This window comes from Amycolatopsis roodepoortensis (assembly GCF_024628825.1).
GTDB classification, from domain to species: Bacteria; Actinomycetota; Actinomycetes; order Mycobacteriales; family Pseudonocardiaceae; genus Amycolatopsis; species Amycolatopsis roodepoortensis.
The window spans coordinates 9,475,585-9,489,959 of the sequence record NZ_CP102415.1 but is presented as its reverse complement, the minus strand read 5'-3'; the positions used below and the strand labels follow the sequence as shown (position 1 = coordinate 9,489,959).

General features: G+C 69.4%; 17 protein-coding genes. 11 read left to right on the top strand and 6 right to left on the bottom strand.

The genetic code is table 11. From position 1 onward, the window contains the following. Positions 1-57 precede the first annotated feature (57 nt). On the top strand, positions 58-921 hold the full coding sequence (locus tag NQK81_RS45245) for an alpha/beta fold hydrolase (protein ID WP_257486429.1): 864 nt from the start codon (positions 58-60) through the stop codon (positions 919-921). Here NQK81_RS45245 and NQK81_RS45240 read toward each other — a convergent pair. Then, positions 918-1,295, bottom strand: coding sequence for a hypothetical protein (locus NQK81_RS45240; protein WP_126735117.1), 378 nt, complete (start codon positions 1,293-1,295; stop codon positions 918-920). The two genes, NQK81_RS45245 and NQK81_RS45240, sit on opposite strands and share 4 nt — an antisense overlap. Positions 1,296-1,457: 162 nt before the next feature. Here NQK81_RS45240 and NQK81_RS45235 point away from each other — a divergent pair, with 162 nt between their 5' ends. Both NQK81_RS45235 and NQK81_RS45230 read left to right on the top strand, forming a co-directional pair. Next, complete coding sequence (locus tag NQK81_RS45235; RefSeq protein WP_257486428.1) at positions 1,458-2,213, top strand: thioesterase II family protein; 756 nt, start codon at positions 1,458-1,460, stop codon at positions 2,211-2,213. A gap of 94 nt (positions 2,214-2,307) precedes the next feature. Next, positions 2,308-3,324, top strand: a complete 1,017-nt coding sequence (locus tag NQK81_RS45230) for an alpha/beta fold hydrolase (protein ID WP_257486427.1) — start codon at positions 2,308-2,310, stop codon at positions 3,322-3,324. Here NQK81_RS45230 and xylA read toward each other — a convergent pair. Beyond that, on the bottom strand, positions 3,321-4,490 hold the full coding sequence (gene xylA, locus NQK81_RS45225; RefSeq protein ID WP_192742287.1) for a xylose isomerase: 1,170 nt from the start codon (positions 4,488-4,490) through the stop codon (positions 3,321-3,323). The genes NQK81_RS45230 and xylA overlap by 4 nt on opposite strands. Before the next feature lie 93 nt (positions 4,491-4,583). Here xylA and NQK81_RS45220 point away from each other — a divergent pair, with 93 nt between their 5' ends. After that, a complete protein-coding gene (locus NQK81_RS45220; RefSeq protein WP_257486426.1) occupies positions 4,584-5,759 on the top strand; it encodes an ROK family transcriptional regulator in 1,176 nt (391 codons plus the stop codon). On the opposite strand, the gene NQK81_RS45215 is transcribed toward NQK81_RS45220, so the two are convergent. From NQK81_RS45215 to NQK81_RS45205, 3 genes are all read right to left on the bottom strand, one after another. After that, positions 5,716-6,177, bottom strand: coding sequence for a hypothetical protein (locus NQK81_RS45215; RefSeq protein ID WP_257486425.1), 462 nt, complete (start codon positions 6,175-6,177; stop codon positions 5,716-5,718). The genes NQK81_RS45220 and NQK81_RS45215 overlap by 44 nt on opposite strands. Positions 6,178-6,280: 103 nt before the next feature. Continuing rightward, positions 6,281-6,649, bottom strand: coding sequence for a hypothetical protein (locus tag NQK81_RS45210; protein ID WP_257486424.1), 369 nt, complete (start codon positions 6,647-6,649; stop codon positions 6,281-6,283). A 115-nt stretch (positions 6,650-6,764) separates the two neighbouring features. Further along, positions 6,765-7,376: a LysE family translocator gene (locus NQK81_RS45205; RefSeq protein WP_257486423.1), complete on the bottom strand. Its 612-nt coding sequence runs from the start codon at positions 7,374-7,376 to the stop codon at positions 6,765-6,767. 81 nt (positions 7,377-7,457) lie between these two features. Between NQK81_RS45205 and NQK81_RS45200 the strand changes: the two genes are divergently transcribed. Next, positions 7,458-7,916 (top strand): Lrp/AsnC family transcriptional regulator, encoded by a 459-nt coding sequence (locus NQK81_RS45200; RefSeq protein ID WP_257486422.1) that lies wholly within the window; start codon positions 7,458-7,460, stop codon positions 7,914-7,916. Positions 7,917-7,941: 25 nt separating this feature from the next. On the opposite strand, the gene NQK81_RS45195 is transcribed toward NQK81_RS45200, so the two are convergent. After that, a complete protein-coding gene (locus NQK81_RS45195; RefSeq protein ID WP_257486421.1) occupies positions 7,942-8,424 on the bottom strand; it encodes an Lrp/AsnC family transcriptional regulator in 483 nt (160 codons plus the stop codon). Positions 8,425-8,559: 135 nt separating this feature from the next. Here NQK81_RS45195 and pdhA point away from each other — a divergent pair, with 135 nt between their 5' ends. The 6 genes from pdhA (at position 8,560) to NQK81_RS45165 (ending at position 14,328) form a co-directional block, all read left to right on the top strand. Beyond that, entirely contained in the window at positions 8,560-9,648 is a 1,089-nt protein-coding gene (gene pdhA / locus NQK81_RS45190; RefSeq protein WP_257486420.1) for a pyruvate dehydrogenase (acetyl-transferring) E1 component subunit alpha, read from the top strand. Continuing rightward, positions 9,648-10,646 carry an alpha-ketoacid dehydrogenase subunit beta gene (locus NQK81_RS45185; RefSeq protein WP_257486419.1) on the top strand — a complete coding sequence of 333 codons (999 nt, stop codon included), beginning with the start codon at positions 9,648-9,650 and terminating at the stop codon, positions 10,644-10,646. The genes pdhA and NQK81_RS45185 overlap by 1 nt, the downstream gene beginning before the upstream one ends. Further along, the gene (locus tag NQK81_RS45180) at positions 10,639-11,832 is read left to right on the top strand and encodes a dihydrolipoamide acetyltransferase family protein (RefSeq protein WP_257486418.1); all 1,194 of its coding nucleotides are present in this window, start codon (positions 10,639-10,641) and stop codon (positions 11,830-11,832) included. The genes NQK81_RS45185 and NQK81_RS45180 overlap by 8 nt, the downstream gene beginning before the upstream one ends. An 81-nt stretch (positions 11,833-11,913) precedes the next feature. Further along, on the top strand, positions 11,914-13,182 hold the full coding sequence (locus NQK81_RS45175; RefSeq protein ID WP_257486417.1) for an MFS transporter: 1,269 nt from the start codon (positions 11,914-11,916) through the stop codon (positions 13,180-13,182). Continuing rightward, positions 13,136-13,486 carry a VOC family protein gene (locus NQK81_RS45170; protein WP_185927244.1) on the top strand — a complete coding sequence of 117 codons (351 nt, stop codon included), beginning with the start codon at positions 13,136-13,138 and terminating at the stop codon, positions 13,484-13,486. The genes NQK81_RS45175 and NQK81_RS45170 overlap by 47 nt, the downstream gene beginning before the upstream one ends. Positions 13,487-13,560: 74 nt before the next feature. Continuing rightward, the gene (locus NQK81_RS45165) at positions 13,561-14,328 is read left to right on the top strand and encodes a PE-PPE domain-containing protein (protein ID WP_257486416.1); all 768 of its coding nucleotides are present in this window, start codon (positions 13,561-13,563) and stop codon (positions 14,326-14,328) included. The last annotated feature ends 47 nt before the right edge of the window (positions 14,329-14,375 follow it).

Sequence of the window (14,375 nt, the reverse complement as noted above, 5' to 3'; positions counted from 1 at the left end):
GCCGTCATCTTACTTTCGTTCAAGACCCGGACGACGGCCTTTCGTAGCGTTCCGTTCATGAACGAAATCGGGGGTTTCAGGAATCCTGCGGCCGAAAAACGCTACTTCGCCGCCTATGACCGCGCCATGGCCGAATGCCCGGAACCGGACGCGATCTTCGACGTCGAAACCCGTCACGGCACCACGCGGGTCTACCGCTACGGCGACGGTGGCACTCCGATCGTCCTGCTGCCCGGACTCCTGGCGACCTCGGCTTGCTTCGCGGCACTGATTCCCGCCTTGGCGTCACGGCACGCCGTCTACGCGATCGACACCCTCGGCGAAGCGGGTCGCAGCGTGCAGAAGGTGCCGTTCAAGGACGTCCGCGACCGCGCGAGCGCCCTCGACGACGTCTTCGAGGACCTGGGGCTGACCGGCGTGCGTCTCGTCGGCGGTTCGACCGGTGGCTGGCACGCGGTCAACCAGGCGATCCACGCGCCCGGCAGACTCGGCTCCATCGCGTTGCTGGACGCGACCACCGTCACGGCGCCGTTCACGCGGAAGGTGTTCCTGTACGGCCTGGTCGCCGCCGTACTCGACAGCGACCGGCTGTGGCGCCGGTTCTTGACGTGGTCCGCCGGCGAGGACGTCTTCGATCAGCCCGCCGCCCGGCTCGTGCTCGCCGGGATCCGTTGCTATCGCGCCCGGGTGCCGTTCCAGGCCTGCCCGGCCGAGGAGGCGTTGCGGTCCATCGAAGTTCCCACGCTCGCGTTGTTCGGCGGGCACAGCGTCGTGCACGATTCCGCCGCGGCCGCGGCACGGCTGGAAAGCCTGCTCCCCCATGCCGACGTCGAAATCCTGCCGGACGCCGGTCACTATCTCTATCTCCGCCCGCGGGATCGCGATCTGATCATCGAGCGAATCCTCGGCACGGCTGCTTAGGCCGCCCGCGCGCCGGCGCCGCGGCGTGCCGCGGCCAAACTCGCGCGACAGGCGGCGATCAGACGGGCCGAGGCGGCGCTTTCGCCGTGGCCACACCGAGGACAGGACATCGTGACGTCGCCGGACAGCTCGTCGACGGAGACGGTCAGCGCGGTCGCGCACGAACGGCACCAGCGGTGCCGCGTGATCGGGTTGACGTGCAGCGGGGAAGCCACGCACTGGTGGATCCAGCGGCCGTGCACGTGGCAGGTCAGGCGGTCGTCCGGGGACAGGCGGCCGACGTCTTCGGCGTCGTCCTCCATCGCCAGCAGAACCGGCAGGGTGCGGCTCACCGGGTTCAGCCGCGTGGTCGAGGCCAGTGTCGTGGTGTTCATCGCTTTCTCCTTCCGGCTCTTATCAGGACGTCGAACGGGAAGCGCCAGATACGACACGGCCGGGCAGCCTTCTCGCCGAAACCTCCCTCAGCCGGGTGAATTGATCTTGGTCGAATCCGAACCGTTACCCCGTTCGGGTTAATCGCGCGTATCTTTCGGATCATGACGGCCGCACTGGTTTCACTGTCCACATCAGACAGTCGCGGACCCGGCTACCTGCTGTTTCCTCCCGCGGGCGGCATCAGCCGGGCGTTCGACGCGCTCGCGGGCGCGGTCGACGCGGATCTCCGAGCCTTCGAATACCCCGGACATGGAGAACGGCTCGCGGAATCCCCGGCGTCGTCTCTCGAAGAACTCGCCACACACCTTGCCGCCGAGACACCGAGGGCCTGGTTCTCCAGTTCCGTGGCGATCGGATTCGGAATGGGCGCCTTCGTGGCGTTGGAGACCGCTCAACGGCTCGGCGTCGCCCCCGGCGCGCTGATCGTCGTCGACGCGTGTGCCCCGCAGCGGCGCTCACCGGACAAGAACGCCAAGGCGGGCGCGTCGGCGATGGGACGGGTGTTCGGCCGCACCGGGCTCACCCCCGTCGCGGGCTACCGCGACTCGCCCGAAAGCTGGGAGTACGCGCTGGACCTGCTTCTCGGCGACCTCCAGTTGCTGAACGCCTACCGCGGGCCCGCCAGGACGCGGCTCCCGTGCCCGATCGCGGCGATCCGTGGCACCGACGATCCCGCGTCCGCCTCGGGCGACGACGCCACGGGCGGCTGGCGGGTCTGGACGTCCGGGCCGTTCGTGGGGCGCGTCGTACCCGGTGGATATCTGGGCGTACTCGAGGCCGGCAGGGAGGCCGAGTTCTGGGCCCGGATCCGCCGGCTGGAAGCGGCCTTCGTGGACGTCGAGCCGGAAGTCGCCTAGTGACTTACACCGGTGACGTCGTCCGACGGTCGCCGCGCCAGGAGTCGTCCTCCTAGTTTCGTCCCGTACCAGGCGTTTCGCGGGAGGAATCAGGATGCTCAGCAGGAGAAGGTTCGCGCAGGCCGTCGTCGCCGCCACGGCGGGAGCCACCGTGGCGGGCTGCTCGGCCCAACCCGCGGCGGCACCGGCGGCCGCGCCCGCCACGACCGGCGGTAACACGTCGTTCGGCCCGATCAAGCAGATCGACGCCGGGGAACTGAGCATCGGTTACGCCGAAGCGGGCCCCGCCGGCGGTCCGGTGGTGGTCCTCCTGCACGGCTGGCCCTACGACATCCACAGCTACGTCGACGTCACCCCGCGCCTGGTCGCGGCCGGGTACCGGGTGATCGTGCCGTTCCTGCGCGGCTACGGGCCGACCCGGTTCCTGTCGAAGGACACGTTCCGCAACGGCCAGCAGTCCGCGATCGCCGCCGACATCGTCGCGCTGCTGGACGCCCTCAAGATCGAGAAGGCCGTCTTCGGCGGCTTCGACTGGGGCGCCCGCACGGCCGTCATCATCGCCGCGCTGTGGCCCGAACGGTGCAAAGCGCTCGTCTCGGTGAGCGGCTACCTGGTCACCAACCGGGAGACGAACAAGCAGCCGCTCTCCCCGGCCGCCGAGCTCGGCTGGTGGTATCAGTACTACTTCGCCACCGAGCGCGGCATCCTCGGCTACACGAAGAACCGCCACGACTTCAACAAGCTGATCTGGAAGATCGCCTCGCCGAAGTGGGCCTTCGACGACGCGACCTACGACCGTTCCGCCGCCTGCTTCGACAACCCGGACCACGTCGCCATCGTGATCCACAACTACCGGTGGCGGCTGAGCCTCGCCGACGGCGACCCGAAACTCGACGCGCTGGAAGCGAAACTCGCGCAGGGGCCGGCGGTTTCGGTGCCCACCATCACCATCGGCAGCGATTTCGACGGCCCGAACACCGACGGGAAGGCGTACCGGTCGAAGTTCTCCGGCAAGTACGAGCACCGCGTACTGAACGGGATCGGCCACAACGTCCCGCAGGAGGCCCCGGCGGAGTTCGCCAAGGCCGTCCTGGACGTCGACCGGTTCTAGCGTGCCCCGGTGAGGTGTTCGAGGGCCAGCTGGGACAGGCGGATGAAGCCGTAACCGCGTTCCGCGGCCTTGTCCGGATCGAAGTCCTCGAACGCCGATCGGTCGGCCAGCAGATCCGCCGCCGTCTCGCCCTCGCCGAGGGTCGGCGTCGCCAGTTCCGGGACAAGCGCGGTTTCCAGCGCGGCACGCACCTCGGGATCGGCGCGGAACGCGCGGGCGCGCTCGGCGAACAGGAGGTAGCTCGCCATGTTGGCCTCGGCACTGGCCCAGACGCCGTCCATGTTCTCCGTGCGCAGCGGCTTGTAGTCGAAATGCCGCGGCCCGTCGTAGCCGCCGTGCTCCAGCAGATCGACCAGGAAGAACGACGACAGGACGTCGCCGTGCCCGAACACGAGGTCCTGGTCGAACCGCGGGCCGCGCTGGCCGTTGAGGTCGATGTGGAACAGCTTGCCCTGCCACAGGGCCTGCCCGATGCCGTGGACGATGTTGAGCCCGGCCATCTGCTCGTGCCCGACCTCCGGGTTCACGCCGACGATCTCGTGGTTGTCCAGCGTGGAGATGAACGCCAGCGCGTGCCCGATGGTCGGCAGCAGGATGTCGCCGCGTGGTTCGTTCGGCTTCGGTTCGAGCGCGAGCCGGAGGCCGTAGCCCTGGTCGAGGACGTACTGGGCGAGGAAATCGATACCCTCGCGGTAGCGGTCCATCGCCGCGCGGACGTCCTTCGCGGCATCGGTTTCACTGCCTTCGCGGCCGCCCCAGAGCACGAACGTCGACGCGCCGAGTTCGGCGGCGAGGTCGAGGTTCCGCAGTACCTTCCGCAGCGCGTACCGGCGGACGTCTCGGTCGTTGCTGGTGAGGCCGCCGTCCTTGAAAACGGGGTGGCTGAACAGGTTCGTGGTGACCATCGGGACGACGAGGCCGGTCTCGTCGAGCGCGCCCTGGAAGCGCTTGAGGTGCCGTGCGCGGTCCGCGTCGGCCGAGCCGAACGGGACGAGGTCGTCGTCGTGGAAGGTGATCCCCCAGGCGCCGAGATCCGAAAGGCGGTGCACGGCTTCGACCGGATCGAGCGGCGGACGGCTCGCCGGGCCGAACATGTCGTTCGCCTGCCAGCCCACGGTCCACAGCCCGAAGCTGAACTTGTCCTCACGCGTCGGTGCCTGAGCCATCTCGCCTCCCAATTAGTTTGATGCCTGAACTTATCGACGGCACTCGGGCGGGTCAAGGCTTTCGTTCAGGCATCGAACGAATACAATCGCGCGATGATCGGCACGCGCCCGGCGGGACAGCACACCGTGCGGCAGCACAACGCCGCCCTCGTCCTCGGCGCGATCGCGGACGGGCCGGGTACTTCGCGGGCAGGCCTCGCCGCCGCCACCGGACTCACGAAGGCCACCGTGTCCGCCGTGGTCGACCGCCTCATCGCGGCGGATCTCGTGGCCGAAGGCGAGCCGGAACAGCGCGCCGGCCCCGGACGGCGCGGCACCGTGGTGTCGCTCTCCCCCACCGGCCCGCATGGGCTCGGCATCGAAATCGGCGTCGACTACCTGGCGTCCTGCCTCGTCGACCTGACCGGCACCGTCCGGGCGCAGGAGGTCCGGTACGCGGACAACCGGACCCCGCGCGTCTTCCAGCGCGTCTCGGCGTTCCTGCGCAAAGCACGGAAGCAGGCGGACGCGCTCGGTGTCCCCGTCGGCGGCGTCGGTATCGCGGTTCCGGGCCTGGTCGAATCCGGGCTCGTGCGGCTCGCCCCCAACCTGGGCTGGCGCGACGTCGACCTCGCCGACCGGCTCGGCGAAACGTTCACCGTCGCCAACGAAGCGAACTTCGCGGCCCTCGCGGAGCTCTGGCACGGCTCGGCGTTGCCGGATTTCGTCCACGTGTCCGGGGAGATCGGGATCGGCGCGGGCATCGTGCTGGACCGCGCCCTGTTCGAAGGCGTCCGCGGCGCGGGCGGCGAGATCGGCCACCTGCCCGTGGCGCCCGACGGACCGCCGTGTTCGTGCGGCGCGAACGGCTGCCTGGAACGGATGGCGGGCCAGGAGGAGATCCTCCGGCTCGCGGGCGCGGACACGGTGGACGATCTCGTCTCCGCGCTGGAATCCGGCGACGGCGCGGCGGTTTCCGCGGTGACCACCGCCGCCGGGCACCTCGGCGTCGGACTGTCCACTGTGGTCAATCTGATGGACGTTCCGGCGGTGGTGCTAGGCGGAACCTACGCGCGACTGGAGCCGTGGCTGCGTGAGCCACTCCTCGCCGAGCTGGAACGCCGCGTGCCCAGCACGGCGTGGTCGCCGGTGCGGGTCGTCCGCTCGGCGCTCGGCACCGGAGCCGCCGTTCGCGGGGCCGCAGGCTCGGTGATCCGCGGCATCCTCGCGGACCCCGAGCACCATCTCACGACTCACTGGCCATCCGATCAGGACGCTCGGGATCGGTGACCCCGGGCAACGAGGGCTCGATGGACTGCGCGCGCTCCTCGATGTCGGCACGCTGGACGCGCCGGGCGTAGGCGATCAGTTCGTCGCGATCCGCGTGCGGGAGCCAGCCCTGCTCACAGCCGGTCTCCAAGCGCACGAGGTACCGCACCAGCTCCACCGATTCGGCACCGAAATCCCGCATGCGACGCGTCAGCAGCTCCGCCGCGGCGAGGTAGCCGTTGTTCCACGCGTGGACCGCCAGCAGCTGCGCCGTCGCGGCGAGGATGTCGCCGAGGTGGAATCCGCCCTCCGCCGCGAGATGCCCCGCGAGGCGGAAGCTGCGCCTGCCCTCGCCGACCGGCCCCTCCTCCCGAATCGCTTCGAGCAGAGCCCCGATCTGCCGCGTCAGGTAGTCCTGACCCGCGCCCTCCACCGTCACCGCATTCCTCCACCCAGTCGCCGCGATCGTAGGAAGGTGTCAATGGGGAGTAGGTCAGATACATCGAATGCCGAACCGTTATCACCCGAATGGCGTGTGTCGTTCAACAGGGGGCCACCGCTCCGGTCTCGCCCGCGGCGCACCAACCCGGATGCCGACGGAGCCACTCGTCGCGCTGCTTCTCGACGTCACGTTGTGTCATCCCGCGTCCGGCGTTGACGCAGCCGCCGGTCTGGCATTTGGTGTCGGTCCCCGGTTCGGAGCAGTGATTCTCGTCCTTGCGGCAGGCCACCCGCCCCTTCGTCTTGGCCGGGACCTTGCTCGTGGTCGGTGTGGTTGTCGTCGAGGTGCTCACGACGCTCGTGGTCGGCGTGGCGGTGACGGGTGGTCGCGCCGGCGGAGCGGGCCTCGCGCAGGCGACCGCCACGAAGCACGACACGGCTACTGACAGCAGGAGCAGGACCCGCGCCATGATTCCTCCGCATCCGCCATCGAACCCGCCTGTACTCGGCGGGAAGGCGAAGACCGTTACAGCGCCGACGCGAGGCGAAGGTCGGCCGGTGGCGGCGTGACCGGATTGCCGCAGCTCAGGCCACTAGTCGCTCGGCGACCAGGACCGTTCCCACCAGGATCATCGAAACCCCCGAAATCCGCGAAACGGTCCGTGTCACGGCGGGGCGGGTGCGCAGCAGGGCTTGTGCCCCCGCCCCGACACACGGATAGACCACCGCACAGGTGCCGACGAACGTCAGGCCGAGCACCCCCAGCTGGACCGATACCGGCCAGCGCGCCCCCGGGTCGGTGAATTGCGGCAGCATCGCGACGAAGATCAGTAGTCCCTTGGGATTCAGCCCGCTGACCGCCATTCCCGCCAGCAAGGTGCCACAGCGACTTCCGATGTCGGCGGGAGCGCCGGAGGGCTCCGCGGGATCGCGCACCGTCTTGAACCCGAGCCGGACGAGGTAGATCCCGCCCGCGACGGTGATCGAGAGCAACGCGGCGGGCGTCGAAGCGATGACGACGCCGAGCCCCGCCGCGACCACCATCGTCATGGCCAGGTAGCCGAGCACGATGCCGCCGGCGGCGGGCAGGACGTGGCGACGCAGCCCGGCACTGATGGTGAACGCCCAGTCCGCGCCGGGCACCGCGATGAGGAGGGCGGCGACGCCCCAGAAGGCGAGAACGGATCCGAGAGGCATCTTCGAAAGCTATTCGCGCTCTGCCCGAAGGTGCTTTCAAGTTCCGCCTGGGATCGCGCACAGCGTGGAAGGATCTTCTCCATGGACGCTGTCGACCGGAAGATTCTTGCCATCCTGCAGGAAGAGGGCCGCCTGACGCTCACCGAACTGGCGCAGCGGGTCCGGTTGAGCGCGTCACCGTGCCACCGCCGGCTGCGTGCACTCGAACGGGACGGCACGATCAGCGGGTACCGGGCGGTGGTCGACCCGGCCGCGCTGGGGCTGAACTTCGAGGCGCTCGTGTTCGTCACCATGCGGCAGGAGGACCGCGAGACGCTGCTGGGCTTCGAAGACGCCGTCGCGCGGATCCCGAACGTCCTGCTCGCGCAGCGTCTGTTCGGCGACCCCGACTATCTGCTGCGCATCCTCACCGCCGACCTCGCCGCGTATCAGCGGCTCGAGGACGACGTGCTGTCCGCGTTGCCGGGGGTGCAGCGGCTGAACTCGACGCTCGTGATGAAGCAGGTGGTCAACGACCGGCCGCTGCCCACGGACTCGTGAGTGGTAAGGACGGTTAGAACCGTCCTTACCACTCACGAGGGGCGGCGCCCGGCTGCTCCTCGAAGATCAGCCAGGTCCGCGTCGACCGCACGCCGTCCAGCGCCTGCAGCCGTTCCAGCACGACATCGCGCAGCGAAGCGTTGTCCGGCGTCCGTACCAGCAGCAGGATGTCGAAGTCGCCGCCGACGAGCGAGACGTGCTCGACGAACGGGATCTGCCGCAGTTCGGCCGACATCGTCCGCCATGACGTCTGCTCGACGGTGATCAGGATGTACGCGCTCGTCCCGAGTCCGGCGCGCCGCGGATCGATCCTCGCGCCGAAGCCGGTGATGACGCCTTCGGCCATCAGCCGGTCCAGTCTCGCGTAGGCGTTGGTGCGCGAGATGTGCAGCCGTTCCGCCAGGGCGCGGACGGCGAGCCTGCCGTCGGCGGTCAGTTCGGCGAGGATCGCGCGATCGATGTCGTCGAGGGCAAGGACCGTTCGTCCCGGATCCGCCCCGTGAGCCACGCCACTACTGGACGGTTGGCTCGACTGAACCGATCCGGCGGACAGTTTGTCGCTCATTTCGCGTGCCTCTTGAACACTGGGACTCCGGAAACCACCATCTCAGCATCATATGTCTGTGAAAGGTGGTGCTGCGCCATGTCGCGGGAGACCCCTGCCGCCGCGTTGCTGCCGTCCGAAGTCCCGGTGCGGTTCCTCGCCGAGGACGGCACACGCGTCGACGAGCACGGTCACTACTCCGAGCCGCCGTCCGAGCGGCTCGTCGAGGCCTACCGGCTGATGGTGCTCGGCCGCCGGTTCGACGCCCAGGCGACCGCCTTGACCAAGCAGGGCCGCCTCGCGGTCTACCCCTCGAGTGCCGGCCAAGAGGCTTGCCAGGTCGCGAGCGCGATGGCCCTCACCGACGCCGACTGGCTCTTCCCCACCTACCGTGACTCCGTCGCGCTCGTCGCCCGCGGGCTCGAACCGGGCGAGATCCTGACGCTGCTTCGGGGCGACGCGCACTGTGGCTACGACCCCGCCGAGACCCGTGTCGCCCCGCAGTGCACGCCGCTGGCCACCCAGACCCTCCACGCGGCCGGGCTCGCCCACGCGATGCAGCGCCGCGGCGAAGACAGCGTCGCGTTCGCGCTCATCGGTGACGGCGCCACCAGCGAAGGCGACTTCCACGAGGCGCTCAACTTCGCGGCCGTGTTCAAGGCGCCGGTGGTGTTCTTCGTGCAGAACAACGGTTTCGCGATCTCCGTGCCGTTCGAGAAGCAGAGCGCCGCCCCCGCGCTGGCGTACAAGGGCGTCGGCTACGGCGTCCGCTCCGAGCAGGTCGACGGCAACGACGCGGTCGCGGTCCTTTCCGTGCTGGACGACGCCGTCGCGCACGCGCGGTCCGGTCGCGGGCCCGTCCTGGTGGAGGCGCACACCTACCGGATCGACGCGCACACCAACGCCGACGACGCGACCCGCTATCGCGACCAGGCCGAGGTCGAGAAGTGGCGCGCGGCCGACCCGGTTCGCCGTCTCGAAACCTATCTCACCACCAAGAACCTGTTGTCCGACAACGATATCGAGCGATTCCGGGCCGAGGCTGAGACGTTCGCCGCCGGGGTGCGCGACACCCTCAACGCCGACGTCGAGCCGGATCCGATGTCGCTGTTCGAGCACGTGTACGCCGTCCCGACCCGCCAACTGGCCGCCCAGCGCGCGCTGGTCGCCGCCGAACTGGAGGCCTGATGACCGAGATCTCGATGACACAGGCACTCAACGCCGCTCTGCGCGACGCGGTCAAGGACGACGACCGCGTGCTCATCTTCGGCGAAGACGTCGGCCCGCTCGGCGGCGTGTTCCGGGTGACCGACGGCATCACCGCCGACTTCGGCGAGGAGCGCTGTTTCGACACGCCGCTGGCCGAGTCCGGCATCGTCGGCTTCGCGGTCGGGATGGCGATGGGCGGGTTCCGGCCGGTGGTCGAAATGCAGTTCGACGCCTTCGCTTACCCCGCCTTCGAGCAGATCACCTCGCACGTCGCGAAGCTGCGGAACCGCACTCGCGGCGCGTTGTCGCTGCCGATGGTCATCCGCATCCCCTACGCGGGCGGGATCGGCGGAGTCGAGCATCACTGCGATTCGAGCGAGGCCTACTACACCCACACGCCCGGCCTGCGCGTCGTCACGCCCGGCACTCCGCAGGACGCCTACGACCTCCTGCGCGACGCGATCGATTCACCGGATCCGGTGATCTTCCTCGAACCCAAATGCCGCTACTGGTCGAAGGAACCCGTGTCCTTCATCCGGGAGGGCGCGGCCATGGACCGAGCGGTCGTGCGCCGCGAGGGCAAGGACGTCACGCTGATCGCGTACGGCCCGATGGTCGCCACCGCACTGGAGACGGCGGAGGCCGCGACCGCCGAAGGCTGGGACGTCGAGGTCGTCGATCTCCGGTCGCTCAGCCCGTTCGACGACGAGACCGTGACCGCTTCGGTGCGCCGCACCGGGCGCGCGGTCGTCGTCCACGAGGCGGCCGGGTTCGGCGGCTACGGCGCCGAGGTCGTCGCCCGGGTCACCGAGCAGTGCTTCCACCAGCTGCACGCGCCGGTCCTGCGGGTCACCGGCCTCGACATCCCCTATCCGCCGCCGAAATTGGAGCGCCACCAGCTCCCGGACGTCGACCGGATCCTGGACACCGTCGCCCGGCTGCAGTGGAACGACGAACCGGTGGTGGCCGGTGCCTGACTTCCTGCTCCCGGACCTCGGTGAGGGGCTCACCGAAGGCACCATCGTCACCTGGCTGGTCGCGGAGGGCGACACCGTCGGCGTCGACCAGCCCGTCGTCGAAGTGGAGACCGCGAAGGCCGCGGTCGAGGTGCCGGTGCCGTTCGCCGGCGTCGTCACCCGCCTCCACGGCGAACCCGGTCAGTCGCTGCCGGTCGGCGCTCCCCTGCTCACCATCGGCCCCGGTTTCACCGAACCCGGCGTGACGACCGCGAGCGAAGGCAGCGGCAACGTCCTCATCGGCTACGGCACGACCACCACGACGAGGCGCCGCCGGACGCGTACCGTCGTCACCGCTCCCGAAAAGCCGTCGAAAGCGCCCGGCGTGATCTCGCCGTTCGTCCGCAAGATGGCCGCGGACAACAAGATCGACCTGACAAAGCTGACCGGCAGCGGCCCGGGCGGCATCATCCGGCGCGCCGACGTCGAAGCCGCGCTCACCGTGCCCGAACAGAGGGACGGCGAAACTCGGATCCCGCTGACCGGCGTTCGCAAGGCGGTCGCCGACAAGCTGACGACTTCGCGCCGTCAGATCCCCGAAGCGACTGTCTGGGTCGACGTCGACGCGACCGGACTCGTCGCGGCGCGCAAGGCGCTCAACGCCTCGGCACCGGATCGCCCGGTGAGCCTTTTGGGTCTCGTCGCCCGATTCGCCGTGGCGGGCCTGCGGAAGTACCCGGAGCTGAACTCGCGCGTCGAGGGCGATGAGATCGTGCAGCTGCGGGACATCAACCTCGGTTTCGCCGCGCAGACCGACCGCGGTCTCGTCGTACCGGTGGTCCGTGACGCGGGCTCACTGTCCACAAGGGAGCTTTCAGCCGCGATCGAAGAGCGGACCACGCAGGCCAGGGAAGGGAAACTCGGCCCGGCGGGCCTCACCGGCGGGACCTTCACGGTCAACAACTACGGAGTGTTCGGGGTCGACGGCTCGGCCGCGATCATCAATCACCCGGAAGCGGCGATCCTCGGCCTCGGCCGGATCATCGACCGCGCCTGGGTGGTCGACGGCGCGCTCGTGGCGCGCAAGATCTGCGAGCTGACCCTGGCGTTCGACCACCGGGTGTGTGACGGCGGGGTCGCAGGCGGGTTCCTGCGGTTCGTCGCCGACTGTGTCGAGTCCCCGGTCACCGCGCTCGGGGACCTCTGAGCGGGTCGCACAACCCGCGGTTGTGACCCGCCAACGACCCGTTGTTCGACTTGCGCGACCCGGCTTGCTTGGATCTCGCGAGTGGGTGGGAGATCGCTGGGGCGACGGTTCGGCTGGCTGTGGGCGGCGTACGCGGCGAGCGCGTTCGGAACGAGGTTCGCGTTCGACGCGTTCAGCCTGATCGCCATCGTGGCGCTGGGCGCGGGCACCACGGAGGTGTCGCTTCTGGCGTCGGCCGGGCTCGTCGCCGGCGCGGTGGTCGCGCTGCCGCTCGGCCCCTGGGTCGAGTTCCGCCGCAAACGGCCGGTGATGATCGCGATGGACCTGATCCGGTGTGCGGCGTTGCTGACCGTCCCCGTGGCGTACGCGTTCGGGCTGCTCGGATTCGGCCAGCTGCTCGCCGTGTCCGTCGTCGTCGCCGCGGCCGACATCACGTTCCTCGCCGCCAGCGGGGCGTTCCTGAAAACCCTGCTGCCACGGGAGGACTTGCTCGTCGCGAACGCCCGCTTCGAATCGACGACCTGGACGGCGACCGTCCTCGGCCCGCCGCTGGGCGGTTTCGCCGTCGGCCTGTTCGGTCCGGTGGTCACGATCGCCGCCGACGCGGTCAGCTATCTACTTTCGGCGCTCGGGATCCGGGCGGTCGGTGGTTCGGAGCCACCACCCATGAAACCGGAAAGCCCCCGGCTGACCGGCCGCGACCTGCGGGAAGGCTGGCGGTTCATCCTCACCCACCCGGTGCTGCGGCCGCTGTTCGTCAACACGATCGTCGTCAACGGCCTGATCATGGCGACCGCGCCGCTGATGGCCGTCCTGATGCTCGGGCAACTGGGGTTCGCGCCGTGGGAGTACGCGGTGGCCTTCGCCGTGCCGTGTCTCGGCGGGCTGCTCGGGGCGAGGCTCTCGCGGACCGTGGTCGCCCGGTACGGCCGGGACAGGGTCCTGTTCGTCGCCGGTTGGCTGCGGGTCTGCTGGCCCGTGGGGCTGGTCTTCATCCAGCCCGGTGTTCCCGGTCTGATCCTGGTGATCGTCGTCGAATTCGGCCTGATCACCTGCATCGGCGTGTTCAACCCGGTGCTCGCCACCAGCAGGCTCGAGCAGGTTCCCCTCGACCGCGCCGCGCGCACGCTGTCGGCCTGGTCGATCGCCGGAAAGCTCACCACCGCCTCGCTGACCGCGCTGTGGGGCTTCCTGGCGGCGTTCACCGGACCGCGCGCGGCGGTCGGCATCGCCGGTGCGCTCATGCTCGCGACCCCGCTCCTGCTCCCCCGAAACCGTCGGACCCCTGTGCGAGTATCCGCACATGCCGATCAAGAGAGTGGTAGCCGACCTCGAGACCAAGTCACTTGAGCAGGCGAGGGCCTTCTACGAGCGTGTGCTCGGCTTCGAAGTGGTGATGGATCACGGCTGGATCGTGACCCTGGCCGATCCGGAGCGGCCGGAAGTGCAGCTGAGTCTCATGACCCACGACGAGACGGCGCCCGTCGTCCCGGCCGTCTCGATCCAGGTGGACGACGTCGACGCGGCGTACGAGGAAGCGAAGGCGTCCGGTGCCGAGATCGTGCACGAACTGACCGACGAACCTTGGGGCGTCCGGCGCTTCTTCGTCCGCGACCCCGGTGGTCACGTGGTCAACGTGCTCGCGCACCGCTGAGGAGGTTTCATCAAAATTTCATGACTCGTCCCTAGCGTTCGGACACGCACCGTAATCGAACGAAAGGACGATGGATGAAGAAACTCAGGGGGGTCCTGGCCGCCACCGCACTGGCCGCCGGTCTGCTCGGCGCCGTCGCGCCGACCGCGCAGGCCGATCAGTCGCGCTACTACATCCTCATCGGCGGCACCTGCGACGGGGCCGCGACCGTCTACAACGACGCCTGGTTGCGGGGCGGGATCAAGAAGGTGGTCCACTACCCGGCCGGGGCCGCCGGAGCACCCAACTGCGACCAGACGCCGATGGACCAGAGCGTCGCGCGCGGGCACGAAGAAGCCCGCCGTGTCGCCCAGAGCTCCTTCGACGAGAACCCCGGCGCCGAATTCACCGTCGTCGGCTACTCGCAGGGCGCGCTGGTCGCGAACCTGGTGCTGAACGACATCGCCGACGGGAAGCTGGCGGTGGACAAGTCGCGGTTCAGGGCGAAGATCTTCGCCGACCCGATGCAGCCCGTCGGTCCGCCGGGACGCGGGATCAGCGCGGTGCTCCCGCCGGGCACCGGGGCGCCGTCACCGTTCGGCGGTTACGTGTCGTTCGGGCCCGGCCGCACCGATTTCGGCGGTATACCGTACATCCGCTACTGCATCGAAACCGACGGTGTCTGCCACTTCGACACCCTCGAAGCGCCGGGCGGGTACTTCGCCCAGCACCTGTGCTACCAGTGGGCCCGGCCTGCCGATCGGCGCTCGATCATGGAGGACACGATCGCGGACGGCGTGTACACCAACGGATCGCACGCGCTGCCGCGGCAGAACTGCCGTCCGCCGTGGCCGGCGGCCTGACCGGCTGAAAACGGCTGTCACCCGGCGCCCGATCGCCGGGTGACAGC